The sequence below is a fragment of the Mesorhizobium sp. PL10 genome (assembly GCF_053714315.1).
In genome coordinates this window covers 708376-734437 of sequence record NZ_JBSKBR010000001.1, presented here as the reverse complement: position 1 = coordinate 734437, position 26062 = coordinate 708376, and the positions used below count along the sequence as shown (strand labels likewise).

27 protein-coding genes are annotated in these 26062 nt (G+C 63.1%); 14 read left to right on the top strand and 13 right to left on the bottom strand.

Annotated elements, in window-relative coordinates; genetic code table 11:
* Positions 1–383 precede the first annotated feature (383 nt).
* The 3 genes from ACWGTO_RS03690 to ACWGTO_RS03680 are packed head-to-tail and all read left to right on the top strand — an operon-like array spanning position 384 to position 2562.
* Positions 384–1739, top strand: coding sequence for a selenium-binding family protein (locus ACWGTO_RS03690; RefSeq protein ID WP_454573489.1), 1356 nt, complete (start codon positions 384–386; stop codon positions 1737–1739).
* Positions 1736–2107 carry a 2Fe-2S iron-sulfur cluster-binding protein gene (locus ACWGTO_RS03685; RefSeq protein ID WP_454573488.1) on the top strand — a complete coding sequence of 124 codons (372 nt, stop codon included), beginning with the start codon at positions 1736–1738 and terminating at the stop codon, positions 2105–2107. Before ACWGTO_RS03690 ends, ACWGTO_RS03685 begins: the two co-directional genes overlap by 4 nt.
* Before the next feature lie 5 nt (positions 2108–2112).
* Complete coding sequence (locus ACWGTO_RS03680) at positions 2113–2562, top strand: CoA-binding protein (protein ID WP_454573511.1); 450 nt, start codon at positions 2113–2115, stop codon at positions 2560–2562.
* Between the two features lie 73 nt (positions 2563–2635).
* Here the strand turns inward: ACWGTO_RS03680 and ACWGTO_RS03675 are convergent, their stop codons facing one another.
* The 3 genes from ACWGTO_RS03675 to ACWGTO_RS03665 form a co-directional block, all read right to left on the bottom strand.
* Complete coding sequence (locus ACWGTO_RS03675) at positions 2636–3865, bottom strand: NAD(P)-binding domain-containing protein (RefSeq protein ID WP_454573487.1); 1230 nt, start codon at positions 3863–3865, stop codon at positions 2636–2638.
* A 60-nt stretch (positions 3866–3925) separates the two neighbouring features.
* Positions 3926–4483, bottom strand: a complete 558-nt coding sequence (locus ACWGTO_RS03670; RefSeq protein ID WP_023679231.1) for an OsmC family protein — start codon at positions 4481–4483, stop codon at positions 3926–3928.
* A 322-nt stretch (positions 4484–4805) separates the two neighbouring features.
* Entirely contained in the window at positions 4806–5687 is an 882-nt protein-coding gene (locus ACWGTO_RS03665) for a transcriptional regulator GcvA (RefSeq protein ID WP_454573486.1), read from the bottom strand.
* Positions 5688–5815: 128 nt separating this feature from the next.
* On the opposite strand from ACWGTO_RS03665, the gene ACWGTO_RS03660 reads away from it, so the two are divergent.
* Both ACWGTO_RS03660 and ACWGTO_RS03655 read left to right on the top strand, forming a co-directional pair.
* On the top strand, positions 5816–6295 hold the full coding sequence (locus tag ACWGTO_RS03660) for a VOC family protein (RefSeq protein WP_454573485.1): 480 nt from the start codon (positions 5816–5818) through the stop codon (positions 6293–6295).
* A 34-nt stretch (positions 6296–6329) separates the two neighbouring features.
* Positions 6330–7061 (top strand): SDR family oxidoreductase, encoded by a 732-nt coding sequence (locus tag ACWGTO_RS03655; RefSeq protein WP_454573484.1) that lies wholly within the window; start codon positions 6330–6332, stop codon positions 7059–7061.
* Positions 7062–7149: 88 nt separating this feature from the next.
* On the opposite strand, the gene ACWGTO_RS03650 is transcribed toward ACWGTO_RS03655, so the two are convergent.
* Positions 7150–7509: a hypothetical protein gene (locus ACWGTO_RS03650; RefSeq protein ID WP_454573483.1), complete on the bottom strand. Its 360-nt coding sequence runs from the start codon at positions 7507–7509 to the stop codon at positions 7150–7152.
* An 89-nt stretch (positions 7510–7598) separates the two neighbouring features.
* Positions 7599–8747, bottom strand: a complete 1149-nt coding sequence (locus ACWGTO_RS03645) for an amidohydrolase (RefSeq protein WP_454573482.1) — start codon at positions 8745–8747, stop codon at positions 7599–7601.
* A gap of 234 nt (positions 8748–8981) precedes the next feature.
* Between ACWGTO_RS03645 and ACWGTO_RS03640 the strand changes: the two genes are divergently transcribed.
* Both ACWGTO_RS03640 and ACWGTO_RS03635 read left to right on the top strand, forming a co-directional pair.
* A complete protein-coding gene (locus ACWGTO_RS03640) occupies positions 8982–9149 on the top strand; it encodes a hypothetical protein (RefSeq protein WP_454573481.1) in 168 nt (55 codons plus the stop codon).
* A 19-nt stretch (positions 9150–9168) separates the two neighbouring features.
* Positions 9169–9978, top strand: a complete 810-nt coding sequence (locus ACWGTO_RS03635; protein ID WP_454573480.1) for a GlxA family transcriptional regulator — start codon at positions 9169–9171, stop codon at positions 9976–9978.
* On the opposite strand, the gene ACWGTO_RS03630 is transcribed toward ACWGTO_RS03635, so the two are convergent.
* From ACWGTO_RS03630 to eglC, 3 genes are read right to left on the bottom strand one after another with little or no spacing between them, the layout of a single operon-like run.
* Entirely contained in the window at positions 9965–11284 is a 1320-nt protein-coding gene (locus ACWGTO_RS03630; RefSeq protein ID WP_454573479.1) for an HlyD family type I secretion periplasmic adaptor subunit, read from the bottom strand. The two genes, ACWGTO_RS03635 and ACWGTO_RS03630, sit on opposite strands and share 14 nt — an antisense overlap.
* Before the next feature lie 3 nt (positions 11285–11287).
* The gene (locus ACWGTO_RS03625; RefSeq protein ID WP_454573478.1) at positions 11288–13060 is read right to left on the bottom strand and encodes a type I secretion system permease/ATPase; all 1773 of its coding nucleotides are present in this window, start codon (positions 13058–13060) and stop codon (positions 11288–11290) included.
* On the bottom strand, positions 13061–14485 hold the full coding sequence (gene eglC, locus ACWGTO_RS03620) for an endo-1,3-1,4-beta-glycanase EglC (protein ID WP_454573477.1): 1425 nt from the start codon (positions 14483–14485) through the stop codon (positions 13061–13063).
* A gap of 419 nt (positions 14486–14904) precedes the next feature.
* On the opposite strand from eglC, the gene ACWGTO_RS03615 reads away from it, so the two are divergent.
* Positions 14905–15348: an SRPBCC family protein gene (locus ACWGTO_RS03615; protein ID WP_454573476.1), complete on the top strand. Its 444-nt coding sequence runs from the start codon at positions 14905–14907 to the stop codon at positions 15346–15348.
* A gap of 74 nt (positions 15349–15422) precedes the next feature.
* On the opposite strand, the gene ACWGTO_RS03610 is transcribed toward ACWGTO_RS03615, so the two are convergent.
* From ACWGTO_RS03610 to ACWGTO_RS03600, 3 genes are all read right to left on the bottom strand, one after another.
* Positions 15423–16361 (bottom strand): hypothetical protein, encoded by a 939-nt coding sequence (locus ACWGTO_RS03610; RefSeq protein ID WP_454573510.1) that lies wholly within the window; start codon positions 16359–16361, stop codon positions 15423–15425.
* 142 nt (positions 16362–16503) lie between these two features.
* Positions 16504–18006, bottom strand: coding sequence for a helicase HerA domain-containing protein (locus tag ACWGTO_RS03605; protein ID WP_454573475.1), 1503 nt, complete (start codon positions 18004–18006; stop codon positions 16504–16506).
* A gap of 138 nt (positions 18007–18144) precedes the next feature.
* Positions 18145–18786, bottom strand: coding sequence for a glutathione S-transferase family protein (locus tag ACWGTO_RS03600; RefSeq protein WP_454573474.1), 642 nt, complete (start codon positions 18784–18786; stop codon positions 18145–18147).
* Positions 18787–18937: 151 nt separating this feature from the next.
* On the opposite strand from ACWGTO_RS03600, the gene ACWGTO_RS03595 reads away from it, so the two are divergent.
* Positions 18938–19168 (top strand): hypothetical protein, encoded by a 231-nt coding sequence (locus ACWGTO_RS03595; protein WP_454573473.1) that lies wholly within the window; start codon positions 18938–18940, stop codon positions 19166–19168.
* Between the two features lie 130 nt (positions 19169–19298).
* Positions 19299–19553 (top strand): DUF982 domain-containing protein, encoded by a 255-nt coding sequence (locus ACWGTO_RS03590; protein ID WP_454573472.1) that lies wholly within the window; start codon positions 19299–19301, stop codon positions 19551–19553.
* A gap of 26 nt (positions 19554–19579) precedes the next feature.
* On the opposite strand, the gene ACWGTO_RS03585 is transcribed toward ACWGTO_RS03590, so the two are convergent.
* A complete protein-coding gene (locus tag ACWGTO_RS03585) occupies positions 19580–20065 on the bottom strand; it encodes a hypothetical protein (protein WP_454573471.1) in 486 nt (161 codons plus the stop codon).
* Positions 20066–20243: 178 nt separating this feature from the next.
* Here ACWGTO_RS03585 and ACWGTO_RS03580 point away from each other — a divergent pair, with 178 nt between their 5' ends.
* Both ACWGTO_RS03580 and ACWGTO_RS03575 read left to right on the top strand, forming a co-directional pair.
* Positions 20244–20609, top strand: a complete 366-nt coding sequence (locus tag ACWGTO_RS03580; protein ID WP_454573470.1) for a RidA family protein — start codon at positions 20244–20246, stop codon at positions 20607–20609.
* Positions 20610–20650: 41 nt separating this feature from the next.
* Positions 20651–21883: an amidohydrolase/deacetylase family metallohydrolase gene (locus tag ACWGTO_RS03575; RefSeq protein ID WP_454573469.1), complete on the top strand. Its 1233-nt coding sequence runs from the start codon at positions 20651–20653 to the stop codon at positions 21881–21883.
* Positions 21884–22088: 205 nt separating this feature from the next.
* On the opposite strand, the gene ACWGTO_RS03570 is transcribed toward ACWGTO_RS03575, so the two are convergent.
* Positions 22089–23876 carry a flavin-containing monooxygenase gene (locus ACWGTO_RS03570; protein WP_454573468.1) on the bottom strand — a complete coding sequence of 596 codons (1788 nt, stop codon included), beginning with the start codon at positions 23874–23876 and terminating at the stop codon, positions 22089–22091.
* 130 nt (positions 23877–24006) lie between these two features.
* Here ACWGTO_RS03570 and ACWGTO_RS03565 point away from each other — a divergent pair, with 130 nt between their 5' ends.
* On the top strand, positions 24007–24324 hold the full coding sequence (locus tag ACWGTO_RS03565) for a potassium-transporting ATPase subunit F (RefSeq protein WP_454573467.1): 318 nt from the start codon (positions 24007–24009) through the stop codon (positions 24322–24324).
* Between the two features lie 34 nt (positions 24325–24358).
* Positions 24359–26062 (top strand): potassium-transporting ATPase subunit KdpA, encoded by a 1704-nt coding sequence (gene kdpA, locus ACWGTO_RS03560; RefSeq protein ID WP_454573466.1) that lies wholly within the window; start codon positions 24359–24361, stop codon positions 26060–26062.

The following is a 26062-nucleotide window of genomic DNA, read 5'->3' as shown; positions in this document are numbered from 1 at the left end:
GTTCCTCCTTCGGCCATGATTGGCCATCGGAGAAAACGCCGGTAGACGGTTGCGGGGCCGAAAGCGGAATGGCGGCTTCGAGGCTCGGAAGGCCAGAAGCGGACCTTTGAGCGCCGTGCGTATATCGACGTGACCTGACCAGTTGCTGACCTGCATATGGTTCGCTGCCATACGATCCGATGATGAGTGGGCCGCTGCAAGGGTTCTCAATAATCTTCGAGCGGTCAATACGTGGCGTCCACGGGAGCTCTGTCGCCAAGTTGTACGTCACCTGCGCACTTCACAAGCCACCCCGGCCATAGCGCCAATGCCAAGCATGCACTAACATTCCAGTCGACCCCGTTGGGGCTGGCCAGTGATCTGTTCAAATTGGGGAAGTACCCATGACCAATCATTGCTGTGGACCGGGCTATGCTTCTCCAGCCGAGGCGATGACGGCACCTCGCGAAAAGCTGCTCTATACGATTGCCATCTACACTGGCACGGGCATTCAGAAGCCGGACTATCTGTGCACCATCGATGTCGACCCGGAGAGTTCGACCTACAGCCAGGTGATTTCGCGTTTGCAAATGCCGGGCATTGGCGATGAGCTTCATCACTCGGGCTGGAATGCCTGTTCGTCGTGCCATGGCGATGCGAGCATGGAGCGGAAATATCTGATCGTGCCGGGTGTGCGCTCGTCCAATCTGCATATTGTCGATTGTGGTACCGATCCCCACAATCCGACCCTGTTCAAGGTCATAGACGGCGCTGAAATCAAAGCCAGGACCAACCTGTCGGCACCACACACGGTGCATTGCCTCGGCTCGGACATCATCGTTTCCATGCTTGGTGACGCCCAGGGCAATGCCCCCGGCGGCTATTTGCAGCTCAGCAAGGAGTTCGAAATTGTCGGCCGCTGGGAAAACTCCATGGGCGGCATCAAGTTCGGTTATGATTTCTGGTACCAGCCGCGACACAACGTAATGGTCAGTTCGGAGTGGGCCGCGCCCAATACCTTCATGCCTGGTTTTGACCTGGAAGAGGTTGGCCATCTGAAATATGGCCGAGAGATCCATTTCTGGGATTTTGAGAAGAAGGAGCCAAGCCAGACATTCTATCTCGGTGAAGACGGCTTGATCCCGCTGGAAGTGCGGTTCCATCATAATCCCGACAGCAGCCACGGTTTTGTCGGCGCGGCCCTTTCCGCAAACATCATCCATTGGTGGAAGGACGCGGCGGGAGACTGGCAATGGGAAAAAATTGTCGATGTCGACAATGAGCCTCATCCCGAATGGCCGATCCCGATACCTGGCGTGATCTCGGTCATTCTGCTCAGCATGGACGATAGATACCTCTATCTGTGCAACTGGTTGCATGGCGACATTCGTCAATACGACATCTCGGACCCTCACAACGCCAAGCTTACCGGACAAGTGTGGATGGGCGGACTTCTCGGCCGTGCGCCTGAGGTCAATGGCGTGAAAGTGACTGGCGGGCCTCAGATGATACAGCTCAGCCTCGACGGCAAGCGCCTCTATGTGACGACCTCACTCTTCTCGACCTGGGATAATCAGTTCTATCCGGAAATCCGCACCAATGGCGGATGCATGCTAATGGTCAACTGCGATACGGAAAACGGCGGCATGGAAATCGATCCGCTGTTTGTCGTCGATTTCGGCAGGGAACCAAATGGACCAAGCCGCTGTCACGAAACCCGCTATCCCGGCGGTGATTGCACGAGTGACATCTGGGTATGACCAGCTTCACCATCACCCTCGCCAATCAAGGCGGTGCGGCCTTCGACGTCGATCACCGCAAGCCCCTCTTGCAAAGCCTGCGCGAGCACGGCGTGGATCTGCCGTATGGGTGCAAGTATGGCGGCTGCATAACCTGTGCAGCCAAAATAATCAGCGGCAAAGTCGATCAAAAAGCGCAGCGAGCGCTGAACAACCGCCAGATTAACAATGGCTATATAATCCTCTGCGTCGCCCGCCCTATGAGCGACTGCACGCTGGAGGTCGGCGTTGAGAGTCACGACAAGCTCTATCGCAACCCCTTCCTTGACCCGCTGGCCGCTCATGAATTGAAAGCCGATATCGCGACCCCGCTGGACGACAAGACATGACCCATATGAATCATGATGAGCCCTATTCGGAGGCTTATCTGCAAGACATTCTGAAATCGGTCAAAACCATCGCGATGGTGGGGGCCAGCCCCGATAAAACCAAATTTTCCTATGGTGTTCTCAGGGTGCTCCACGAAACCGGCTATGACATGATCCCGGTCAACCCCAGTTCCGGCCTGGATGAAATTCGAGGGCTTAAGGTGTACCCATCACTGGCGGCCATCGACCGGCCCGTCGATATGGTTGAGGTTTTTCGCCGCTCCGAAGATCTGCTGGAGGTTGCACAGGAGGCCATCGCGATCAATGCAAAGGTTCTGTGGGCTCAGATTGGGGTGCGCGACGACACTGCCGCCCGGTTGGCGGAGGAAGCGGGCTTGAAAGTGGTGATGAACCGCTGTCCCAAGATCGAGTTGTTCCGCCCCTTCTGGAAGCCGAAGCTGCATTTGGGAATATGACTGCAGGGGCGCAGAATTCGGGGTTGTCACGGCAACCAACCTGTTCCCTCTGGGGTCTCAGACGTTGATGCTGCTAGCAGACTGAATTTTGCCCGAGGTACGATGCCAGATGATCGCTGAGATCACGCGCGTCGTCGCCAGCGCCGTCGATCAGAGCAGACTTACGGCGGCGCAGAAATTGCGTCCCCATCAGGTACAGGCCCGGATGTTCCACTACACCGCCGTCGTGACGGACCTGGCCCTTGCGGTCGAGGACCGGCAGTTCCAGCCAGGAGTAGTCCGGCCGGTAGCCGGTGGCCCAGATGATCGTCCTGATAGCGCCTCCGGCAAGATCGAGGCCGAGCGGCGGGTTGTCCTCGACACGGGTCGGCGGCGGGCGATCCGGCGGCCCGACCGTAGCGTCCAGGCCGTTGGCGCGCGCCCATTCGTCGATGAGGTCGAGCAGCCGGGCCATCTTAAGGTCGGAAAGCGCGCACATGTTGCGCAACGACCCCGCAAACTGGGCCTTGCCGTCTTCGGTGATGCCGGCAAGACGACCGATGAGCCGGACGCCGAGGTCGTCGAGCGCATTGAGGTCGAGGGTGGTGCGGTCGGACGTGCCGGCAAGCTGCAGCGAAGGAACCCGTCGCGCCCGCCTGATGTCGTCCACCTCGTCGTAACGCTCGTCGAGCACGCCGGCGGCGTCCATCCACCATTCCAGGTCCTTGCCGCGATAGACGCGGGGCGCCCGGATGTGCTCGCCCACCGACAGGGTCACTTGACGCCCCGAACGCTGCAGCTCCTGTGCGATCTGGGTGCCGCTCGACGACGCGCCCACCACCATCACGCCACCGTCGGCGACCTGACGCGGATTGCGGTAGGACTGTGCCGTCAGCATGGCGACCGACGGTGGCACGCGGCTGGCTACGTCGGGCAGGCGCGCGATGTTGCACGCGCCCGACGCCAGCACGACGGTCCGACACCGCCACTCGCCGCGGTCCGTGCGCACAAGATATCCCGCCCCGTCGCTGCGAACCGAGGTAACGGTCGTGTGGGTTCTGACCGGAGCCGAGATCACCTTGGCATAGTTCCCGAGGAAGTCGATCACCTCAGGCATCGTCCGGTAGCCGTCGGGATCGTCACCGTCATAGCGGAAGCCCGGCAGCCGGCTCTGCCAGTTCGGGGTGAGCAGCCGCAGTGAATCCCATCGCTCGGTGCGCCAGGTATTGGCGATCTCGCCGCGCTCCAGCATCACATGCTCGATAGAGCGCTCCGCCAGGCAGCGGCTCATTGCGAGCCCCGCGTGCCCCGCGCCGACGATCACTGTGGTGACGGAACTAATCGCACCCTCTCATCAGAAGAGTCTACGGGTTCGAAGCGCCTTTCAGTTCACCACGACCGTGACGTTCGTCGGATTGGTGACAATGTCATAGACCGCCGACCGCTTCTGCGACTGAGCGACGATAGCCTCGATGTCCTCGCGCTTGGCGTCGGCGTCGATGTTGTATTTCACCGTGATGCCGCTGAAGCCGTTGCGCACGTCGCTGTCGATGCCGAGTATTCCGGCGAGATCCATGTCGCCTTCGATGGTCGCCTTCACCGACTTCAACTGGATGTTTCGGTTCTGGGCAACCGCGGCGATGCCGGCGGTCAGGCAACTCGCCAGTCCGACAAGCACGTATTCGACGGGCGTGGCGCCCTTGTCCTGGGAAGCGAAGACCTCCGGATGGTCTGCGTCGAATGTGAAAGTGGTCTTGCGATGCTGGTCCTCGCCGAGACCGTAGAAGCTCTCGACCGACGAATGGCTGTGGGTGCCATCCTTCCATTCGCAGGCCGCGCGCCACTTGAACTGCGCCGCCTCCGGGGCGTTGGTAAGCGCTTCGCGTGCGCCGAGCAGCGCCTCTACGTTAACGCCGTTGTTTGCCTGTACTTCGGAAGCCATAATTATTGTCCTCCCTACCTTGCACTGGCTCAAAAACCCGACCGATCTCACTGACCTCCCGATCAGATTTTACCATGGCGCGGCATGCTATGGGTCGCGAAGCATTTCTTCAAGTTGTTTCCGCAGCGGAATGTTCGCCCTCGTGTACCGAGTTGCGCCTTTGCAGCCTCTGGCGCGACCACGACCTTCAGCGTGGTCAATTGCAGTGTCTGCTTCCGGACGGAGGCAAAGTTCGCCTCTATGGCCGACATGAGGCGCAAAGCTGACGTCGAAACTGACGTGCCGGCGCTGTGGTGTCACCCTGGCCCGGTTCGCCGCTCCCCTACCCCACCTCCGCAAACAGCCAATCCCTGAAAGCCCTCACCTTCCGCTGCCGTATCGCCTCCGGCGGATACACCACGTAAAAACTCGAAACCGCTTTCAGCGCGTGGTCGAAAGGCCGCACCAGTCTGCCTGTCGCGAGGTCGGCTGAGACCAGCATGGTGCGGCCGAGCACCACGCCTTCGCCCTGCACCGCCGACTCGACCGCGAAGGTGGCGGAATCGAACGTCAACCCGCTGTTGGGGTCGACACCTTCGACGCCGGCGCTGGCGAGCCACGCGGCCCAGTCGATGCGGTAGCCGTCGCGGATCAGCGTGTGGTGTTTGAGGTCCTCGGGCCTGCGCAGTGGATGCGGGCCTTCGAGCAGCCTGGGGCTGCAGACCGGGAACACCTCCTCGCCGGTGAGGAATTCCGACGTCAGCCCGGGATAATGGCCGCCGCCATAGCGGATGGCGATGTCGATGCCGTCGCCGAGGAAATTGGTCAGCTTGCCTGATGTCGACACCCGCACATCGATGTCGCCATGCGCACGATGAAAACGGTATAGCCTGGGCACCAGCCACTTGCCGGCGAAGCCGTCCGAGGTGCTGACGTTCAGGCTCGTGTTGGAATGGCGCGATGTCGCCGCCTGCGTCGCCACGGTCAGCTGGTCGAGCATCTCGCGCACCGCCCGCGCATAGGGCTCGCCGACCGGGGTGAGGCGCACCGAACGCGTCGCGCGCTCGAACAACTGCACCCCGAGCTGCTCCTCCAGATGCTTTATCGCCCGGCTGATGGCGCCATGGGTGACGTTGAGCTCGTCGGCCGCCCTGGAGAAATTCAGATGTCGGGCGGCGGCCTCGAAGGCCGGCAATGCGTTGAGCGGTGGCAGCTTGCGGGGCATGGGGTGAGCGCCGGGTATTTGTGAGCGTTGGTAACAGATACTTGCCAAATTTTGGTTTGTCCATCTGGCTTTTACCAGCCACAAATCCTCACACGATTTGTGATCAAACCTCACTTCAGGAGGACGACATGGCCACCGTTCACCCCTTTCTCTGGTACACCGGCAATGCCGAGCAAGCCCGCGACTTCTATCTCTCTGTGTTCAGGAACGGCCGCGCGCTGGAGACGGTGACCTTCACTGACCATGTCGGCGGCACCGGAGTGCCGCACGCGATCTTCGACTTCGAGCTCGAAGGGCTGCGGCTGACGGCGCTCAATGCCGGCGGGATGCCGGCCTTCAACGAGCGGATGTCGCTCTACATCGAGACGAAAGACCAGGCCGAGACCGACTATTACTACCAGGCGCTGACAGCAGGTGGCGGCTCGGAAAAGCCCTGCGGCTGGCTGCAGGACAAGTTCGGCGTCTACTGGCAGGTCATTCCGGAGGCCGCGATCCGGCTGATGAACGATCCCGATCGCGACAAGGCGCATCGCGCGCGGCAGGCGATGTATTCGATGAGGAAGATCATCCTTGGCGATATCGAAGCCGCGCACGCCGGCCGTTCGTAAGTCAAACCTGACACTCTCGAAACAGGAGGTAGCAATGGCACCGCTCAAGGGACAAAAGATCGTTGTCGTCGGCGGCAGTTCCGGCATCGGTCTCGGCGTGGCGAAAGCCGCGCTCGATAATGGCGCCGAGGTGGTGATCGTCGGCCGCTCGCCCGACCGGCTGAAGGCGGCTGAGAAGGCGCTTGGCGCGAATGCCAGACTGAAGAGCATCGCCGCCGACATGACCCGCGAAGCGGAGATCGCCCGGCTGTTCGACGAAGTCGGCGCCTTCGATCACCTTGTCTCCACCGCCGGCACGCCGCCTCCGAACTATCCGATCGGCGATACCGACATGGATTTCGTGCGCGGCTTTGTCGACAACAAGCTGATCGGCGCGGTGATGCTGGCCAAGCATGCCGTGCGCGGCCTGAGGAAGGGCGGCTCGATGATCTTCACCTCGGGCATCAACAAGGACCGGCCGCCGGTGCCCGGCGGCTCGGTCGTCTCGGCCATCGCCGGCTCGTTCAGCTATTTCGCCCGCGCGCTGGCGCAGGAGCTGACGCCGACCCGCGTCAACATCGTCTCGCCCGGCTGGGTCGATACGCCTATGTGGGACGAGCTGGTCGGCGAGGCGAAGTCCGGCTACTTCGCCGCCATGGCCGAGCGCTTGCCTGTGGGCAAGGTAGCCGCGCCGGCCGATGTCGCGCCGGCCTATCTCTATCTGATGGAGGCCGAGTTCATGACCGGCGAGACGATCCACATCGATGGCGGGCAGAGGTTGGTGTGAGTGGGCAAGGCGAGGGCAATCGCATAAGGCGTTCCCCCACTGGGGCCGATCTCTGCAATTGCTGTCGGGCAAGCCAAAAAGTGCGGCCCTACGGATATTTCGCTGGCTTTGGCGCGTAGATTTGCGGATCGAAGTCCAGGTCCTCCGGCAGTGGCAGGCTCGAGCACTGCAGATGCACCTGGCGGGCAATCAGCCTTCGCTGCTGCTGCTGATGCTCCTTTGCCGCCGCGACGAGGCCCATGCTGTACGGCCCAAGCAGCACGCCGAAGCCCCATCCCGGCTGCCCCTTCTCGCGCTGGTCGTAATTCATGGCATCGGTGCGGGCCTGCTGACATTCCGGCGTCGCCCATTTCGGATCCTGCGGCGAAAGCGACGCGCCGTACTGGGCCGGAGAACTGACGCATCCCGCCACTGTCGCGGTCAACGCGACAACCATTGCAATCCTCATCCGCAAGCCCCTCCTAATTTAGGACGGCGACTACAGGATGATTCGAGCCGCAAAAAGGCAGCTTCAGGATGCGGATTTCACACAGCCGCTCAGCCCAAAAGGTTGCGCGCCGTGCGCATGAAGATTGCCGAGCCGATCGGGATCAGATCGTCTGGAAAGTCATAGTCGGGATTGTGCAGCGAAGGCGTGCGCTCGCCGGCGCCGAGGAAGAACATCGCCGACCTGGCCTTGTGGCCGAAAATGCCAAAGTCTTCCGAAGCGCGCATCGGCAGGGCTTCCTCGCTGCGCGCGACACCTTCTTCGTCCAACGCGCGGTTCAGATGCTCCACCGCGTCGGCTGCGTTGACGCTGGCGACGAAGATCTCGTGATAGTCGCAGCGGACCGACAGGCGATGCTCGCCGGCGATCCTGGCGGCCAGCGCTTCCGCGGCACTGACCAGCTCCGCCATGCGCTCGTCGCGCCTTGTGCGCAGCGTCGCCCACACCTCGGCATGACCGGGCGCGATGCCGAACACGGCCTCGCCCATCGTGGCATGGGTGACGGTCACCATGCTGAAATCGTCATCGGCAAAGGTGCCGCGTCCGAGCGCAGGCAATGCCGGCATCAACTGGCTAATCGCCAGCATCGGCGACACGCCGGTTTCGGGCATGGACGAATGCGCGGTCTTTCCCTCCAGCACGATGCGAATGCCGCGCGAGGCGCAGTTGACGACGCCTTCCCTGAGGCGGACCTCACCGAACGGCACGCCGGGCATATTGTGCAGCGAGAAGGCAAAATCCGGGGCGATCTCGCCAAAGCGCGGATCGGCAACGACGCCGGCCGCGCCATTGCCGGTCTCCTCCGCCGGCTGGAACATCAAGACGACGCGGCCGCTCGCCGGCCTTTCGCGCCCAAGCTGGCGGCCGAGTGCGGCGAGGATCGCGGTATGGCCGTCATGGCCGCACATATGCGATTTTCCTGATACCTGCGAGGCATGGTCGACGCCCGAAAGCTCCTCGATCGGCAGCGCGTCGAGCTCCGAGCGGAACAGCACCGTCGGACCTGCCTTGCCGCTGTCATAGACCGCCGCGACGCCGTGACCACCCAGGCCGGTCAGCACCTTGTCCGGCGCCGTATCGGCGAGGAAAGCGACGACCTCCCTGGCGGTCTTTTCCTCTTCGTTCGAGATTTCCGGCTGCTGATGCAGCTTGCGGCGCCATGCCGTCAGCTCGACGATGTCGCGATTGGTCAGGGTCATGATTTTCCGCTCCGCTGGCGCTACAGATCACACAAACACGATAGGGTTTTTCTCGCGCCGTGCCATGCCGATCAATTCCGCTAGTCCATCCGTATGTCATCGTAGCGCTGCGGTCATCAATCTCATCTCCGACATCCTGCGGCCGCTCCTGACGTGTATGACGCGCACGCCTGTGCCAAACCGTAGATATCAGCGACAATATCCAAATCCAGTCGAGGGCAGTTCCGGAATACAATGGCCAGGCGGTTTGCGTTTCTCTTGGTTCGCGACTTTACGCTGTCGCCGCTGTCGCTGTTCATCGACACGCTGCGTCTGGCCGGCGATGAGGGCGACCGCAGCCGCAGGATCGAGTTCGACTGCGAGATCGTCGGCGAACGCGGCCTGCCGATCCGGGCGAGCTGAGGCGTCGAACTCCTCCGGATTGCCGACGAAGGCGATCGGCAATCCGGAGGAGTTCGACAATGTCGTGGTGGTCGGCGGCCTGCTCGACACCAACCGCACTCTCAGCTCCGAAAAGGAGGCCTTCCTGCTTCGCGCCGCCCAAAAGGGTGTGCCGCTGACGGCGCTCTGCACGGGCAGCTTCGTGCTCGCGCGCTACGGTCTGCTCGATGGCTACAGAGCCGCTGTGAGTTGGTTTCACATCAAGGACTTCCGCAGCCAGTTCCCTGACGTGAACGCCCATGCCGACAGCCTGTTTTCCGTCGATCGCGGCCGCTCGACCTGCGCCGGCGGCACCGGTGCAGCCGACCTCGCCGGCCATTTCGTGTCGCAGTTCATTGGCCGCAAGGCGGCGGAAAAAGCCGCCAAGATTCTCGTGCTCGACCGCATCCGATCGAGCCGGGACGTACAGCCCGTCGGCGACCTCTTTCCCGCAGCATCAAGCCGCGCAGTGAAGCGGGCTTTGCTTCTGATGGAAAGCAACCTCCAGGAGACGCTGTCGGTCGCCGAGATCGCGACCCGCCTGAATTTGTCGCGGCGCCAGGTCGAGCGCCTGTTCGGCGCCGAGTTGGGCATCGGCCCGATGGCGGCGTATCTTGCGCTGCGCGTCCATCATGCGAAATCGTTGCTGGAGGCAAGCGATCTGCAGATCGGCGACATCGCCTACCGCTGCGGCTTTCCCAATGCCGGCCATTTCAGCCGCGTCTTCCGCCAGCAGACCGGCATCACGCCAACCCACCTCAGGCATCCGGGCCGCGCGGCTGGCGGGGCGCCGCCGCCTATCGCTCAGTGAACGCCCGCGCGAACGAATCGAGCATCGGCCGTGCCAGATATTCGAAGAAGGTCCGGTCGCCCGTGCTGATAAACGCTTCGACCGGCGTTCCCGGGTAAAGCTGCTCGGCTTTCACGCCCTGCGGCAGCGTGTCGGTGATCTTCAGTCTGGCGCGGAAATACGCCTCATGACTGGTTTCATCGATCAGCCGGTCGGCGGAAATTTGGGTCACCGTCGCCGGGACCTCAGGGGTGAGGCGCGCGTTCAGGGCCGACAGTCTGAGCTTCGCCGGCTGGCCGACGCGAACCAGATCCACGTCCCTCGGCCGCAGCTTCGCGTCGACGATGAGGCCCGGCGCGGTGGGCAGGATTTCCATGATCTTCTGCCCGGGTGCAATCACGCTGCCCCTGGAATTATAGGTCGACGACACCACGATGCCGGCTGCCGGCGCCTTGATCGTCGTGCGCTTCAGCACCGCTTCAGCCGCCGTGATCTGTTCGCCGATGTCGGCCAGATTGGTGCGAACCTCGTCGAGCTTGGTGAGGGCCTCCTCGACGCGTTGCGTGGTCGCGCGCTCGACCTGCGCCTGGGCCTCGACGATCTGTGTCTTGGTCGCCGCCAAGTCCGCCTCCAGCGCGCCGGCCTGGCCGACCAGATCGGCCTCGCTGCGCAGAAGCTGCGAATATTCGCTGCGGTTGGTGAGGCCCTTGTCGAGCAGCCCGGTCTTGATGCCGAGTTCCTTCTTCACAATGTCGGCCTGCTGCTGGATGGCCAGTTTCTGCGCGTCCAGGCCCAGCGCCGACTCGCGATGCATGGCGACGCGCTGCGCCAGGATCGACTGCTCGGACCGGAACCGGGCGAGCCTGGCATCGAACTCCTTCTGCTGTTCGTGCACCAGATTGTCGAAATCGCTCTGGAACGGCGCGGGTGCCGCCTCGGCGATCGGCGCCAGCATGTCCGATCCGTCGCGCTCCGCTTCCAGCCGCGCCCCGCTCGCCCTAAGCGCGATCGACTGCCTGATCAGCCGGTTGAGGTCGGCCTCGGCTGCCGTGCGGTCGAGGAGGACCAGCGGTTCGCCTTGTTGCACGCGGTCGCCCTCATGCACCAGCAACCGCTCGATGATGCCGCCCTCGGGGTGCTGGATGAGGATGTTGCCGCCTGTTGCCGAGATCGTGCCGGACGTGATCACAGCGCCGGAGAGCGGCGCGCTCGCCGCCCAATAACCGAAGCAGCCGGCGAAGAGCGCTATGGCCGCGTAACCGACAACGGCCGTGCGCCGGAAGTCGGTGCGCGGTCGGCTTTCGAGGGCAAGGCTCTGCTCAGTCATTGTCTATGACCCGAAGCGGACGCTGTGCGGGCGGACGGTCGGCACGAATGAGCCTGTCACCACCGCGCTCCCGGCGACGCCCTTGTCGATCATGGGTTGCCGTAGCACCTCGCTCGCGGGGCCGAAGGCTTCGATCGCGCCGTTGCGCAGCACCATCACGCGGTCGCAGGCCGCCGCGGTCGACGGGCGATGCGTGATCACCAGCACCGTGACGCCCGCGCCTCGCGCGGCTGACAACATTGCTTCGAGCGCCGCTTCGCCGCTACCGTCGAGATGGGCGTTGGGCTCGTCCAGCACCAGAATGCGGGGATTGCCGTGGAAGGCGCGCGCCAGCCCGATCCGCTGCCGCTCGCCACCCGACAGCACGGTGTGCGACGGGCCGATCATGGTCTGATAGCCGTCGCGCAACGTCAGGATCAGCTCATGCGCCCCGGCGCGCCTGGCCGCGTCGACGATCGCGGCGTCATCGGCAACGGGGTCGAAGCGGGCGACGTTTTGCGCGATCGATCCCGGGAAAAGCTCCACCTCCTGCGGGAGATAGCCCATATGCATGCCAAGCTGGGTTTCGTCCCAGCTCCTCAGATCGGCGCCGTCGATCCTGACCGCGCCGCCGGTCGGCTGCGATGCGCCGACAAGCAATTTCGCCAGCGTCGATTTGCCGGCGCCGCTCGGGCCGACGATCGCCACCGCTTCGCCGGCGCCGATGGCAAAATTCAGCCGCTTGAGGATCGGCTCCGTGCCGAAAGCCGCATTCGGCGCGATGAAGAAAAGATCCTGCACCGAAATCGCGCCGGACGGTTCGGGCAAAGCGAGCTTGCGCGCCTGCGCCGGTTGCGCGGCAAGCGCGGAGTCCAGCCGCTTCCAGCATCGCCTGGCGTCGACGATCTGCCGCCAGGATCCGATCAGCTGGTCGAGCGGCTGCAGCGCGCGCGACGACACCAGCGAGGACGCGAAGATCATGCCGGCGGTCATCTGCCCCTGCAGCACCAGCCACGCGCCGGCGCCGAGGATCGCCAGCTGCAGCATCATGCGCAGCGACCGCGATGTCGCGCTGAAGATGGCGTTGGCACTTCCGGACCGGTCATGCAGGGTCAGTGCCTCAGTGACGTGCTGCCCCCAAACCGCGGCCGCGTTCTGCACCATGCCCATGGCGCGCAGCGTGTCGGTGTTGCGGGCAAAGGCCTGCTCCGCCTGGCTGGCCACGGCAGAGCGCTCCGCCGACATGGCATCATTCCTGCCGATGGCAAGCTGGTTGGCCACGACCAGGAGAAACAGAAGCACGGCGCCTGCGAGCGTCAGCCAGAACAGCACGGGATGGATGAAATAGAGCAAGGCGAGGAAGACGGGCGCAAACGGCAGGTCGAACAGCACCGCCACGCCGCGCGACCTGATGAAGGCGCAGGCCGTGGCAAGGTCGTTCAGCGGCGACAGCGCGCTACCGGCATATCTGGCGCCAAGCGAAGCGGCAAATGTCCGCGCGCCCAGTTTCTGGTCGACGGTAGCCGCAATACGCTGCGCGTAGATGGCGCGGACCGCATCCAGCAGGCCAAGGAAGGCGAGCGCGACGACCGCCATGGCCGAGAGATAAAGCAGCGTCTCGACGCTGGAGGACGGCAGCACCCGGTCATAGACCTGCAGCAGATAGAGCGGGATGACCAGAAGCAGGATGTTGATCAGTAACGAGAAGACGCCGATATCGGCGACGGCGCGCAGGAAGACCGGGCGCAGGCCGGGCCGGATGGCCGCATTCCTGAGCGGCGAGCGGCCCCGCGACATCTAGACCGCGTGCTCGCCTGTTGTGCTCAGATGGCTCTGCTGCACATCGTCCAGCGTATAGGCGTGGATATAGTCTATCTTCATCTGTGCTGGCGTCGCGAGATGGTCCGGCGGCGCGCCGGCTTGACCGCCGACCGCGAGATCGACCAGCATGTACATGGGGCTGTGCATATCGGACGGCGTCGCCGCTTCGGCGACCTTTACGCCATCATAGGTCCACACCAGCTCGTCCGGTGTCCACAGCAGGCCATAGGTGTGGAAGCCCGCGGTGTCCGAGACATTCACCGTCGACGAGACCGTGGTGTGCTGGCCCGTCTGATTCGTGTGCGCGGTCATCAGAAGCTGGTTCGGGTTCTGGCCGTACATTTCCACGACATCCAGCTCCGGCGGCCATGAGCCGTCTTCCGGCAGCAGCCAGAAAGCCGGCCAGGCCCCGGTGTTTTCGGGCAGGTCGGCCCGCATTTCGAAATAGCCATAGGTCTGCGAGAAGGAGTCGTGTGTGGTCAGGAGCCCGGAGGTGTATTCGTAGTTGTTGATCAGCGGCTTGATGTCCGCCGGCGCCTGCGCCGCGGTGATGGTAAGCACGCCGTTTGCCACGCTGAACGGGTGGACGGAACTCGTCGGCGCGTAATTGGCGTCGATATACCACTGCAGCTCGTTGTTCTGGGTCAACGTGCTGCCGTTCGGCGCGCCCCACCAGAAGTTGGTGTCCCACGTGCCGCCTTGGCTATTGTGAAGGTTCAGCGTGTTGAAGTCGTCGGAAAATGACAGCGTCATGCCCGACTTGTCGATCGGCAGTTCGAACTGGCCGGGCTGCAGCTTGTCGATGGTGGTGTTGTTGAACACCAGCACCTCGTCGGATCCGAGGGTCAGCGCAACGTTCGCTCCCGCCTGCATCATGTGCGCCATGACGGCGTCGAACGACATGAAGTCGTAGCCATTGAGGCGAATGGTGTCGTCCGCGCCGAAATCGGTGATCAGGTCGCTGCCGTGGCCCTTGGTGATGATGAAGGTGTCAGCGCCGCCGCCGCCGATCAGTACGTCGTTGCCCAGGCCGCCGTCGAACGTCTGGCCGCTGGTGCCGCCTTTGATGATGTTGTCGAGCGAATTTCCGAACGCGTAGTGATTGGCGCCGGTGACGACGAGGTTCTCGAAATTGTCGGGGAGCTTGTAGCTCATCCAGGTGTCGATCGTGTCGATACCCTCGCCGGGCAGCTCGACCGCTTTGTTGATCGTCGAATAGAGATGGTAATAGTCGTCGCCCGCGCCGCCAAACATGGTGACCCTGACGCTGGTATCGCCCCAGAAGGAATCGTTGCCCGAGGTGCCGTAGAGTTGCGGCCCGCCCCCGGTCGCCGAAAACCAGTGGGTGGAAGCGCCGGTGTAGGGAAGCGGAATGCCTTTGGCGTTCAGAACGGTGCTCATTCGGACACTCCTTGCACGTGCTGCCTTGGTCGCTCGACAATCTCCGAGCGACCACTTCGGATCAACTTTTAAATTGATCCATCGTTCCAGGGAATCATCCTATAGTACACAAAGAAGATCGTCGCGCACCATTTAATAGATCATGGCGAATTTAATAAGCTGATCCTAATACAATTTAAAGGCGAGACTTTACAGATTTTAATAAATATTGCGAAACTTATGCCGAAAGTTTAGGCAGATTGTCGACGATGCATGCAATTCGTTCGCGACGCGACTGCCCGCCCGAAGCGGCGGTTGTAAAATTGCGGGACGGAAGGCCGCAGGCAAGGGCCCAAAAATTTGACATGCGATGTCGGACCGGGTGAAGTCCACCCGTCCTTGGGGCATCGACCAACGAAACCGCAGAGGATACCGAAAACATGCCAAGCACTGTACGTTTGCACCGCGTTCTGGCGACCAGCCCGGAAAAGGTCTACCGCGCATTCACCGAGGCCGATGCGCTGGCGAAATGGCTGCCGCCGAACGGCTTCACCTGCTCGGTGCACAGCTTCGACGCGAAAGTTGGCGGCGCCTTCAAGATGTCCTTCCGCAACTTCACCACGGGCGGCAGCCATTCCTTCGGCGGCGAATATCTCGAACTCGTTCCCGGCGAGCGCCTGCGCTACACCGACAGGTTTGACGATCCCAACCTGCCCGGCCAGATCGAAGTGACCGTGATCCTGAAGAAAGTCTCTGTCGGCACGGAGCTCGATATCACGCAGGCAGGCATTCCCGACCTCATTCCGGCCGAGGCCTGCTATCTCGGCTGGCAGGAATCGCTGCGCAACCTGGCAAAGCTCGTCGAGCCTGAGATCAACCAGTAGAGCCCACCCATCGCAATCGATGGCGGCGCGGCCAGCCCGCGCCGCCGACAATGCCGAGCCGAGTGCTCATTGCCTCACGATCCGGTGCAGATCGGCAGCGGCTGCGGTGGCGGTGGCGGATTGTCCTTCTTGTATTGTGCGATGATCGGCTCGAGGCTCTTGCGTGGCCAGAATTTCGGCTTGCCGATCTCCTTCAGGCAGGACGCGTTCCAATAGGCGCCGGCTTTCCCAACAGCGGCGATGTCGCGCGATTCCGGGTAGATGTAGAGCGTCGTCGGATTACCCTTCACCATCGAAATGATCTGATCGGCATCGGCCGGCGACCAGCTTGTGCAGCCATTGCTGCGGCCGCCGGCGTAATCCACCAGCTTGCCGTACGGCACGAAGCCGTCATGGTCGGCGTAGGAGCTGTTCGGGTTCTTGCGCAGGCACATTCCCTTCAGCAGCCGCGCCGCGTGGCCGCCGATCACCCGCTGCCGGGCGTTCGCAGTCTCGCCCTCGCCGTCGAACTGGATGAAGGTGCGCATAAGCGCCTGATCCTTTTTTGCGCCGACGCGGTAAAAACCCTTGAACGAGGTCTTTGCCTCGGAGGTCATATAGGCGCCGCCGGTCGTCAACGACGAATCCAGGGCATTGCCGAAGTTTTTCGCGCAGCGTTTCCCGTTGGAGAAATCGACCACGCCCTTCAGATTGCGGCCGCCGCCATGCCCTGACGAAATCGCGTGGAACGACTGTTTGGCCTCGCAGATGACGTAGTAGCGGCGCCCGAGCACGCCATTGCCGAGATCGCCGGGCCGCGTCGCATCCATGGCGAAATAGCAGGCGTTCCTGACCGCGCCCTGCGCAACCTTGTTCTGATAAAGCGCCCGCGCCCGATCCAGCACAACCTGCGAAATCTCGCCGTCGCCATCGCCGACATGGGCCTGCAGCCAGCCCGGTATATCGGACGACGCGGCAAAGGACCGGGCCGACACCGTCAAGGCGATGCCGGCAACGGCGATGATGCCTAGCATGAAAACAGCCAGAGATTTCAACCGCACCGAACAACCCTCCCGCCCGAACCCGTTCTGCGATTCTCGAAAATCCATCATAATTCGCCGCGCGCCGATCGGCGAAACACATCTTGTTCAGAACCGCACCCACCCTTCGCGCCGGCTAAAGCGCCAAACTCCCCTGCTCCGCCTCCACGGCATTGGGGTCGCCCGGCGCTGTCGCCCAGGCGAGTTCGACCAGCGTCACTGTGCGCCGGCCGGTTCCGTCGAGTTGGCAGACGATGAGGCCCTGCTCCTCGATATAGGTGAGCAGCCGCCTGGCCCGGCGCAGCGAATGCGAACCATAGGCACGCGCGATGGCTGCGTCGCTCGGGCACGGCGAGCCCTCCTTGGCGGCGCGCGCGATCATCATGAACACGCCTTGCATGTCCTCGGGCAGCAGCGAGGCGCGCACGGAGACGTCCTGCCAGCCGTCATCTTCCACCATATCGGCGCCAAGCCCGGCGCGGGCGCGCGTCAGCATGCGGCGGAATTCCGGCAGGTCCGGAACATCGGAGGCGAGGCCCTCGATGCGGCAGCGGACGACGAACTCCTGATAGAGCACGCCGATGACGCGAAAACCCGCATCCGGTTGCGCCAGTATGGCGCGCAGCACGCGGTCGACGCGCCCGCGCCGCTCGGCCAGGTCCTCGGCGCTGATTTCCGGCTCCGCCGGTTCGGGGCGGATTTCCATTGCCGCGGACTTTGCCGCCATCAGCTGGTCGAGCAGGTCCGGCGATGCCACCCGGCGCGGCGCCCGCATCGTCTCGGGCGGCGGCGCCGCCAGGATGATGGCGCGGGCGTCCTCAAGCGCTGATTCCGGCATCGCCATCAGCCGTGGCGTGCCGTTGCGCGGGCTTGTATCGGTCGGACCGATGCGCACGCCGAGCGGCCGGCGCGACAGCGCCGGTCCGAGCGCCATGAAGTGGCCGCGCTCGAGATCGCGAAACGCCTCCGCCTGACGGCGCTCCATGCCCAGAAGGTCGGCGGCGCGCGCCATATCGATATCGAGGAAGGTGCGGCCCATGAGGAAATTGGAGGCTTCGGCCGCGACATTCTTGGCGAGCTTGGCCAGGCGCTGTGTGGCGATGATGCCGGCCAGGCCGCGCTTGCGGCCGCGGCACATCAGGTTGGTCATGGCGCCGAGCGAGAGTTTGCGCGCTTCGTCCGACACCTCACCGGCCACCGCGGGCGCGAACAATTGCGCCTCGTCGACCACCACCAGCATCGGGTACCAATGCTCGCGCGCGACCTCGAACAGGCCGCCGAGAAAGGCGGCGGCGCGCCGCATCTGGTTCTCGGCATCCAGCCCTTCGAGATTGAGCACAGTGGAGACGCGGTGGATGCGTGCACGCTCGCCGGCCGCCTGCAGGCCGCGCTCCGTATGCTCCTCGGCGTCGATGACCAGATGACCGTAATGGTCGCCCAGCGAGACGAAATCGCCTTCGGGGTCGATGATGGTCTGCTGCACCCAGGGCGCGCTCTGCTCCAGGAGCCGGCGCAAGAGGTGCGATTTGCCGGAGCCGGAATTGCCCTGCACCAGGAGGCGGGTCGCCAGCAGTTCCTCAAGGTCGAGCGCCGCCGGCGCACCCACCGTCGTCTGTCCCATCTCGATGGCTACGGTCATGTCACGACTCTCCTTGAGGAGAGGGCTTATCAACCTGACTGCAGGCCGTCGAGCGCGCCAAGGCCGCTGGGCGGCTGTTCCACACCTATGCTGCCAATGCGCCACACGTCAGACCGCCTGCCGCCACGGAAAGGCGCTTCAAGCTGATATCACCGGCGACAGATGCGGCGCTTCCAGCCCGTCGAAGGGATCGCGCCAGGCGTCGATGGCCTCGAGCCGGCGATACCAGGCGAAGACAGAGGGATAATCACCCAGCGGCAAGCCCGCGACATCGTTGAAGGGCAGGAACGTTGCCATGCGGAAATCGGCATAGGAAAGCGAGCTGCCGACCAGCCATTGCCGTCGGGCGAGCTCCGCCTCAAGGATCGCTGCCGCGATGCGGAACTCCGCCAGCCCGTCCTCGACCTTGCCCTGGTCTATCGGTCCAATCCCGTAGCGCTGCTTGGTGCCGCGCTCGAAATGCACGGTGTCGCAGGCCCTGACGAAATTCTCCTTGCCCCAGCTCAGCCAACGGATCATGTCCGGCTGATCGTCGCCGCTGCGCCAGAAATCCGAACTCGCCGCGCGCGACAGCAGGCAGGCTATGGCGTCGGCCTCCCAGAGGCTGCCGCCCGGCCATGCCAATGTCGGCAGGGTAAGATTGGGATTGAGCGGTCGGAACCGCTCGGCCTGACCTGGCGCCATGGGTGCCGCGAACTCAAACTCGACCTTGGCCTGCAGATGGCGTGCCGTCGCAACGGCGAGGCGGGGATTGGGATTGCGGCTGAAGTACAGTTTCATTTCCGGGCTGGTCCTGGACGCTGTTGGCTGGACCTTATCAAACACGCAAATGTGCCCTCTCGGCAATCTGGTCGGACCACGATTCCGCTGGCGTGCGCCGGTGTTCGGCGTATCATTCCTGCGGGAGAGGGTTCTTGGCAGGAGGAAGCCAATGAACGTTGAAGCAAGCGTAGCTGTCATCGACCTGACAGCCCAGAACCTTGTTTCCTCTGCGCTTTCCAAATTCCGCGCCGGCGATACCGTCTCGACAAGGGCGGCGCTGGACGCCATCCGCCGCATGGATCCCACCTGTATCGACAGCGACGACGATCTGGTCGAACTCATCGTCATGGCGGCAATTGGTAAGACCATGGCAGTCGTGTTCGACCACCGCTCCCGCTAGCCCCTGTGGAACGAAACGCGGATTGCGCCGTTTCGACTGTCTTTAAGTCAGAGCAATTCCAGGAAAAGTGTGAGCGGTTTTCCGTCCGGAATTGCGTAAAACAAAGAGTAGAGTTCCAGGAGTAGCGGCAATGCGTGATGAACAATTCGACGTACCCGTGACCATCGAAAGCGAAGGCAGCGGTCTGACCGTTACCGGAACTGTCCAGGCAGCCTCCCTGCTGGTCGACGGGTGGCCGGACGAAGAGCGCGGCCCGAAATACCGCTCTGCGCTGAAAGCGATGATGGATGCGATGGAGCAGCGTCGCGCGGTCGGCACGGCGCGCCGGGCGTTTTCCGCCGCCGCTCGGGAAGCGTGCGTGTTTGTGCGCGAGGGCCGGCACTAACCCGATCCTACAGCGAGGGGTGTGCCTCAGTTCCCGAGGGGATGCGGCATATAGCCGACGAAGCCGGCGATCTTCCAGCGGCCCGACACTTTCCGACAGAAATACAGCGTCTGCCATTTCAGCTTGTCGACGCTGCCGTCGGCCTTGGCGATAGACCCGTTGAACTTCTTGTGCAGCACGGCGCGGTCGCCGTCGACGTCGACGTCGCGCATGTTGGTGACGCGAAACAGCGCCTCACGCAGCGGCTCGGCGAATTTGGTCGCCGCCGTCTCCTTGGCTTGCCGCAGCCATTCGTCGCGATAGACGCCAAGCGACGGGAATTGCAGCCGCCAGGCATCGGCATCGCTCAGGAAATGCGCATGCATGCCAAAGAAGCTCTCTTCAATGAAATCGTCCTCGACCATCGACCAATCCTGGCCGATGAAGGCGTCGATGTCGCGCCGCACCAGCATTTCCCACAGCGCATGACGATCGGCGTCGCCTTCCGGGAACGGGTTCTTGTCGAAGGTCATTCAAAAAATCTCCTGTCGGGAAAATGCGAGGCGCAAGATGCTGGCCGTCCTTTGATAAAGCAACACGCATCTGGAAAAATCTTGCATTCCCAAAACGCCCCTATGAGGATCACGGGGACAGGCGTAGAGCCGTCGGCGAAAACGGGGCGCGGCCCGCCATTTTGAACAGGAGTTTCCCTTGCCCAAAGAGTGTTTTGGAACATCGCATGTGCCGCTGTCGCCGGCGGTGCGCGCCGGCGATTTTGTCTATATTTCCGGCCAGGTGCCGGTCGATGCCGACCGCATCGTGGTCAAGGGCGGCATTACGGAACAGACGGAGCAGGTGCTTCAGAATGTTGAGGCGGCACTGGCGCTGGCCGGCTGCACCATGGACGATGTCGTCAAGACCACGGTCTGGCTCGAGGACGCACGCGACTTCGGCGCCTTCAATGCCGTTTACGCCAGGCACTTTCCGAACAATCCGCCGGCCCGCACCACGGTCGAATCGCGGCTGATGATCGACATCAAGATCGAGGTCGAAGCCGTCGCCTACCGGCCGGTTTGATCGCCTACAGATACTAAGACCAGATACGGAGGCAGTCGCCGATGCAGTTCGATCTCCTGATCAAGGGCGGCCGCCTGATCGATCCGGCCTCGGGTCTGGACGCCGTGCGTGATGTCGCCATCGCCGATGGCCGCGTCGCGGCCATCGAGGCGGCCATCGATGCCGAGCACTCCACGCAGGTCGTCGACGCCCGCGATTGCATCGTCACGCCCGGCCTCATCGACCTGCACAGCCATGTCTACTGGGGCGGCACCTCGCTCGGCGTCGACGCCGACCGCCTGGCGGCCAAGAGCGGCACCACCACCTTCATCGATGCCGGCAGTGCCGGCGCCGGCAATTTCCTCGGCTTTCGCCGCCATGTCATCGAGCGCTCGAAGGTGCGCATCCTGGCCTATGTCAACATCTCCTTCGCCGGCATTTTCGGCTTTTCGCAGACGGTCTCGGTCGGCGAATGCAGTGATCTCAGGCTCTGCGAACCGCGCGAGACGGTGGCTGCGGTGCGCGAGCACGCCGATGTCGTCGTTGGCGTGAAAGTGCGCTCCGGCAAGCATGCCGGCGGCACCAGCGGCATTGTGCCGGTCGACCTCGCGCTCGAAGCCGCCGACCAGGCCGGCCTGCCGCTGATGGCGCATATAGACGAGCCGCCGCCCGGTCGCTCGGAAGTGCTGCCGCGCCTGCGCCGCGGCGATATCCTCACCCACTGCTTCCGGCCGTTCCCCAACGCGCCGGTCTTTGCCTCGGGCGCGGTGCGGCCGGACATGTATCTGGCGCGCGAACGCGGCGTCATCTTCGACATCGGCCACGGCATGGGCTCATTCGACTTCACTGTCGCGAAGGCAATGCTAGCAGAGGGTCTGGCGCCCGACGTCATCTCAAGCGACGTGCATCTCTACTGCGTCGACGGTCCAGCCTTCGACATTCTCGTCTGCATGTCGAAGCTGATGGCGCTTGGCATGCCGCTGATCGAAGTGCTGCGAGCGGCGACGCAACGCCCGGCTGAGGCGATCGCCAGGCCGGAGCTTGGCACGCTTAAGGTAGGCGGCGCGGGCGATGTCGCGGTGCTCAGGCTGCGGCAGGGACGTTTCACTTTCGTCGATGCGGTCGGAGCCGCGCTGGTTTCTGATCAGCGGCTGGTGTCGGAAGGCATCGCCGTCGGTGGTGTCTGGTGGCCGAACGAGGCAGCTGATCACAACGAGACCGAGAGGTTCGAGCCGCATGCGCATCACACGCATGTCGAGGTCGCGGCAAGGCATTTCGGCCATCGGCACGATTAGCTGATCTTGGCCGGCAAGGTTATGCCTGGCTTGCGGCATATGTGCGTTTGACGAATGGCTTCCCCCCGTCGCTGCTTCGCAGCGCCACCTCTCCCCCCTCCGGAGGGAGAGGAAGGGCGCCAAGGTTGGCGAACTCGCGCCTTTCCTCTCCCCCGTCGATCGGGGAAAGGTGTCGAGCGAAGCTCGACGGAGTGGGGGTCGAACCTTACCTGGCGTTGCTCGGTTTCCCATAAACCGGCGTCGCAATCCCCTCCATCCGCGCCTTGATCTGCAGCGCCACGTACTTCGAGTAAAATCGCGACAGCGCCAGATTGCCGCCGTGGAACCACAGCGCGTCCTGCGCCGTCGGCTTCCACATGTTGCGCAGCTCGCCCTGCCACGGGCCGGGATCGCCCTTCACGCCGGAGCCGAGGCCCCAGCACGGCCCGACCTTGTCGGCGACCTCGCGCGAGACGATCGCCGCCACCGTCTCGTTCATCGACTGATAGCCGGTGCACGAGATGACTGCATCGACCGCCAACTCGCTGCCGTCGTCGAACAGGATACCGCTCGGTGTCAGTGACTTTATGCCGACGCCGCTCTTCACCTTGATCTCGCCCTTGATGATCAGCTCGCAGGCGCCGACATCGATGTAGTAGCCGGAGCCGGTGCGGTAGGCCTTCATCAACAGCCCGGTCTCGTCGTCGCCGAAATCGATGGCGAAGCCGGCGGCGCGCAGCCGATCGTAAAACGACGCGTCGCGTTCCTTGATCACCTCGTAGAGATCCCGTTGGCCCTTTGGCACCAGCGCGAACGGCGTCGATGCGACGATCAGGTCGGCCTTGTCGGTGGTGATGCCGCGCGCCAGGGCCTTCTCGGAAAAGATCTCGAAACCGACTTCCATCAGCGTGTCGGATTTCACCACCGTCGTCGGCGAACGCTGGATCATGGTGACGTCGGCGCCGCTCTCCCAGAGGTCGACACTGACATCGTGTCCCGAACTAGCCGCACCGATGACGGCGACCTTTTTGCCGCGGAATTTCTCGCCGCTGGAGTACTGGCTGGAATGCAGGAGCTCGCCCTTGAAGCTCTCGGCGCCCGGCAGGTCGATCTGGCGCGGCGGTCCATAGGCGCCAGTGGCAAAGACGATGTGCCTGGGCTTCAGCGTAATGTGCCGGCCGACGCGGTCGACCACGACCGTCCAGACTTTTTCGGCCTCGTCGTAAGTGGCGCTGATGCATTTGGTGGCGACCCAGTAATTGAGCTCCATCACCCTGGTGTACATTTCCAGCCAGTCGCCCATCTTGTCCTTGGGCGTGAACACTGGCCAGTTCTCGGGGAACGGAATGTAGGGCAGATGGTCGTACCAGACCGGGTCGTGCAGCACGAGCGAGCGGTAGCGGTTGCGCCAGGAATCGCCGGGCCGCGCATTCTTCTCGATGACGATGGTGGGCACGCCGAGCTGCCTCAGCCGCGCGCCGAGCATGATGCCGCCCTGCCCGCCACCGATGACCAGGCAATAGGGCTGCTCGGTGGCGCCGAGGTCACGGGTCTCGCGTGCCCGCGCCTCCGCCCATGTCTCGCGCTCAGGATCGGCCTTGTGACGGATGCCGAGCGGCCGCGCCGGACCCTTTTGTTCCTCGAACCCTTTGAGCTCGCGCATCGCCGTAAACAGCGTCCGACAGCGGCCCTCCTTGAGGCGCAAGATCCCTTCGCCGCGCGCGACAGACGTTTCGAAGGTGAACCATGCTTCGACGGTGCCCAAATCCGACGTCGCTTCGCCCGACAGGTTCCAGTGCGAGGGCTTCGCCGTCGCCAGCGTCGTCTTCAGCATGTCGCGGATGGCGTCCCGGCCTTCCATCGTCGTGATGTTCCAGGTGAGGGCGAGCAGATCGCGCCAGTAGCAGTCGTCGATGAACAGGTTGGCGGCGGCCTCGGCGTCATCAGCTTCCAGCGCCCGCGCAAGGGCGGAAAGCCAGGTGGACGCCTGTTTCGATGGAGCCATGTCGAGCATCTGTTTCCCTCGTCTGAGGCGCTCATTGTTTCGAAAGACGGCGCCACCGCAAGAGGCTTCTGCGACCACATTGGCTCGAAATCTTTATAGGAATTTTATATCTTTCCTCCCGGCCCCGTCTCGAACCTTTATGGCGATCGGGTCCATATTCCGTGCCAAGCAAAACGCGCCGTACGCCGTGATCCCCAGGGAAACGGCGGATCGTTTTCATGGAATTTCTGGCCGCCATCCAATGGCGCTCAAGTACAAGGAACAACAAGAATGGACATTGTCATCATCGGGATCGGCGTTTTGTTTTTCGCCCTTTCCCTCGCCTACATCAAAGCCTGCGACGCGCTTTAGACGGAAGGACCGCACCATGCTTGTCGATTACATCCTCGGTGGCGGCGTGACCTTGCTCCTGCTCGTCTACCTGACATACGCCCTCGTTCGCCCAGAACGCTTCTGATCGCTCTTGGTGCAAGGCACGGAAAGCTATTCTCATGACACTGATCGGATGGATACAGATTCTCGTCTATTGCGGGATCGTCGTTTTGCTCGTGAAGCCGCTCGGCGGCTACATGTATCGCGTCTTCAACGGCGATCGCACCTTTCTCTCGCCCATACTTGGTCCGGTTGAACGCAGCCTCTACCGCATCTCGGGAACCAGCGAACGCGAAGAGCAGCACTGGACGACCTATGCGGCAGGCATCATCTTCTTCAGCCTCGCCAGCTTCCTGGTGCTTTATGTCCTGCAGCGCCTGCAAGGCGTCTTGCCTTACAATCCGGCGGGCATGACCGCTGTCGAGCCCAACCTCGCCTTCAACACCGCCGTCAGCTTCGTCACCAACACCAACTGGCAGAATTACGGCGGCGAAAGCACGATGTCCTATCTCGTGCAGATGGCCGGCCTGACGGTGCAGAATTTCATGTCTGCCGCGGTCGGCGTCGCAATTGCGGTGGCGCTGATCCGCGGCTTCGCCCGCGCGTCGGGCAAGTCGATCGGCAATTTCTGGGTCGATCTCACCCGCTGCACGCTCTATGTGCTCCTGCCGGCCTGCATAGTGCTGACGCTCGTCAACGTCTGGCTGGGCATCCCGCAGACGCTGGGCCCGTATGTCGACGCCACCACGCTGGAAGGCGCCAAGCAGACGATCGCGCTCGGCCCGGTCGCCTCGCAGATCGCCATCAAGATGCTCGGCACCAATGGCGGCGGCTTCTTCAACGCCAATGCCGCGCATCCTTTCGAGAACCCCAACGGGATCTCCAACTTCCTCCAGATGCTGACGATCTTCGCTCTCGGCGCCGCGCTGACCAACGTGTTTGGCCGCATGGTCGGCAACCAGCGCCAGGGTTGGGCGATCCTGGCCTCGATGGGCGTGCTGTTCCTCGCCGGCGTCATCGTCTGCTACTGGGCCGAAGCCGCCGGCAATCCGCTGGTGCATGCACTGGGCATCAATGGCGGCAACATGGAAGGCAAGGAAACGCGCTTCGGCATCGCCGCCTCGGCGCTGTTCGCCGTCATCACCACCGCCGCCTCCTGCGGCGCCGTCAACGCCATGCATGATAGTTTCACCGCGCTTGGCGGCATGATCCCACTCATCAACATGCAGCTCGGCGAGGTCATCGTCGGCGGCGTCGGCGCCGGCTTCTACGGCATCCTGATGTTCATCGTGATCGCCGTCTTCGTCGCCGGACTGATGGTCGGCCGCACGCCGGAATATCTCGGCAAGAAGATCGAGGCCAAGGAGGTCAAGATGGCGATGCTGGCGATCCTGTGCCTACCGCTGGCTATGCTCATCTTCACCGCGATCGCGGTCGTCCTGCCGAGCGCCGTAGCCTCGATCGCCAATGGCGGCCCGCACGGCTTCTCCGAGGTTCTCTACGCCTACACCTCGGCGGCAGCCAACAACGGCTCGGCCTTTGGCGGCCTTTCTGGCAACACGCCCTGGTACAACATCACCATCGGCATCGGTATGCTGATGGGCCGCTTCCTGGTCATCATTCCGGCACTCGCCATTGCAGGCTCGCTGGTAGCAAAGAAGACGGCGCCCGCCTCCGCCGGCACCTTCCCGACCGACAGCACACTGTTCGTCGGACTGCTTGTCGGTGTCATCATCATCGTCGGCGGCCTCACCTTCTTCCCGGCGCTCGCCGTCGGCCCGATCGTCGAGCACCTGGCGCTGATCCACGGACAGACTTTCTGA

Coding starts and splice junctions, on each gene's coding strand:
- ACWGTO_RS03585 (WP_454573471.1), bottom strand. CDS start 20,065: ATGACCTTCGACAAGAACCCGTTCCCGGAAGGCGACGCCGATCGTCAT.
- ACWGTO_RS03610 (WP_454573510.1), bottom strand. CDS start 16,361: ATGCTAGGCATCATCGCCGTTGCCGGCATCGCCTTGACGGTGTCGGCC.
- ACWGTO_RS03665 (WP_454573486.1), bottom strand. CDS start 5,687: ATGCCCCGCAAGCTGCCACCGCTCAACGCATTGCCGGCCTTCGAGGCC.
- ACWGTO_RS03640 (WP_454573481.1), top strand. CDS start 8,982: ATGGCCAGGCGGTTTGCGTTTCTCTTGGTTCGCGACTTTACGCTGTCG.
- ACWGTO_RS03630 (WP_454573479.1), bottom strand. CDS start 11,284: ATGACTGAGCAGAGCCTTGCCCTCGAAAGCCGACCGCGCACCGACTTC.
- ACWGTO_RS03625 (WP_454573478.1), bottom strand. CDS start 13,060: ATGTCGCGGGGCCGCTCGCCGCTCAGGAATGCGGCCATCCGGCCCGGC.
- ACWGTO_RS03590 (WP_454573472.1), top strand. CDS start 19,299: ATGCGTGATGAACAATTCGACGTACCCGTGACCATCGAAAGCGAAGGC.
- ACWGTO_RS03570 (WP_454573468.1), bottom strand. CDS start 23,876: ATGCTCGACATGGCTCCATCGAAACAGGCGTCCACCTGGCTTTCCGCC.
- ACWGTO_RS03670 (WP_023679231.1), bottom strand. CDS start 4,483: ATGGCTTCCGAAGTACAGGCAAACAACGGCGTTAACGTAGAGGCGCTG.
- ACWGTO_RS03685 (WP_454573488.1), top strand. CDS start 1,736: ATGACCAGCTTCACCATCACCCTCGCCAATCAAGGCGGTGCGGCCTTC.
- ACWGTO_RS03605 (WP_454573475.1), bottom strand. CDS start 18,006: ATGACCGTAGCCATCGAGATGGGACAGACGACGGTGGGTGCGCCGGCG.
- ACWGTO_RS03575 (WP_454573469.1), top strand. CDS start 20,651: ATGCAGTTCGATCTCCTGATCAAGGGCGGCCGCCTGATCGATCCGGCC.
- ACWGTO_RS03660 (WP_454573485.1), top strand. CDS start 5,816: ATGGCCACCGTTCACCCCTTTCTCTGGTACACCGGCAATGCCGAGCAA.
- ACWGTO_RS03595 (WP_454573473.1), top strand. CDS start 18,938: ATGAACGTTGAAGCAAGCGTAGCTGTCATCGACCTGACAGCCCAGAAC.
- ACWGTO_RS03615 (WP_454573476.1), top strand. CDS start 14,905: ATGCCAAGCACTGTACGTTTGCACCGCGTTCTGGCGACCAGCCCGGAA.
- ACWGTO_RS03680 (WP_454573511.1), top strand. CDS start 2,113: ATGAATCATGATGAGCCCTATTCGGAGGCTTATCTGCAAGACATTCTG.
- ACWGTO_RS03600 (WP_454573474.1), bottom strand. CDS start 18,786: ATGAAACTGTACTTCAGCCGCAATCCCAATCCCCGCCTCGCCGTTGCG.
- kdpA (WP_454573466.1), top strand. CDS start 24,359: ATGACACTGATCGGATGGATACAGATTCTCGTCTATTGCGGGATCGTC.
- ACWGTO_RS03565 (WP_454573467.1), top strand. CDS start 24,007: ATGGCGATCGGGTCCATATTCCGTGCCAAGCAAAACGCGCCGTACGCC.
- ACWGTO_RS03645 (WP_454573482.1), bottom strand. CDS start 8,747: ATGACCCTGACCAATCGCGACATCGTCGAGCTGACGGCATGGCGCCGC.
- ACWGTO_RS03650 (WP_454573483.1), bottom strand. CDS start 7,509: ATGAGGATTGCAATGGTTGTCGCGTTGACCGCGACAGTGGCGGGATGC.
- ACWGTO_RS03655 (WP_454573484.1), top strand. CDS start 6,330: ATGGCACCGCTCAAGGGACAAAAGATCGTTGTCGTCGGCGGCAGTTCC.
- eglC (WP_454573477.1), bottom strand. CDS start 14,485: ATGAGCACCGTTCTGAACGCCAAAGGCATTCCGCTTCCCTACACCGGC.
- ACWGTO_RS03690 (WP_454573489.1), top strand. CDS start 384: ATGACCAATCATTGCTGTGGACCGGGCTATGCTTCTCCAGCCGAGGCG.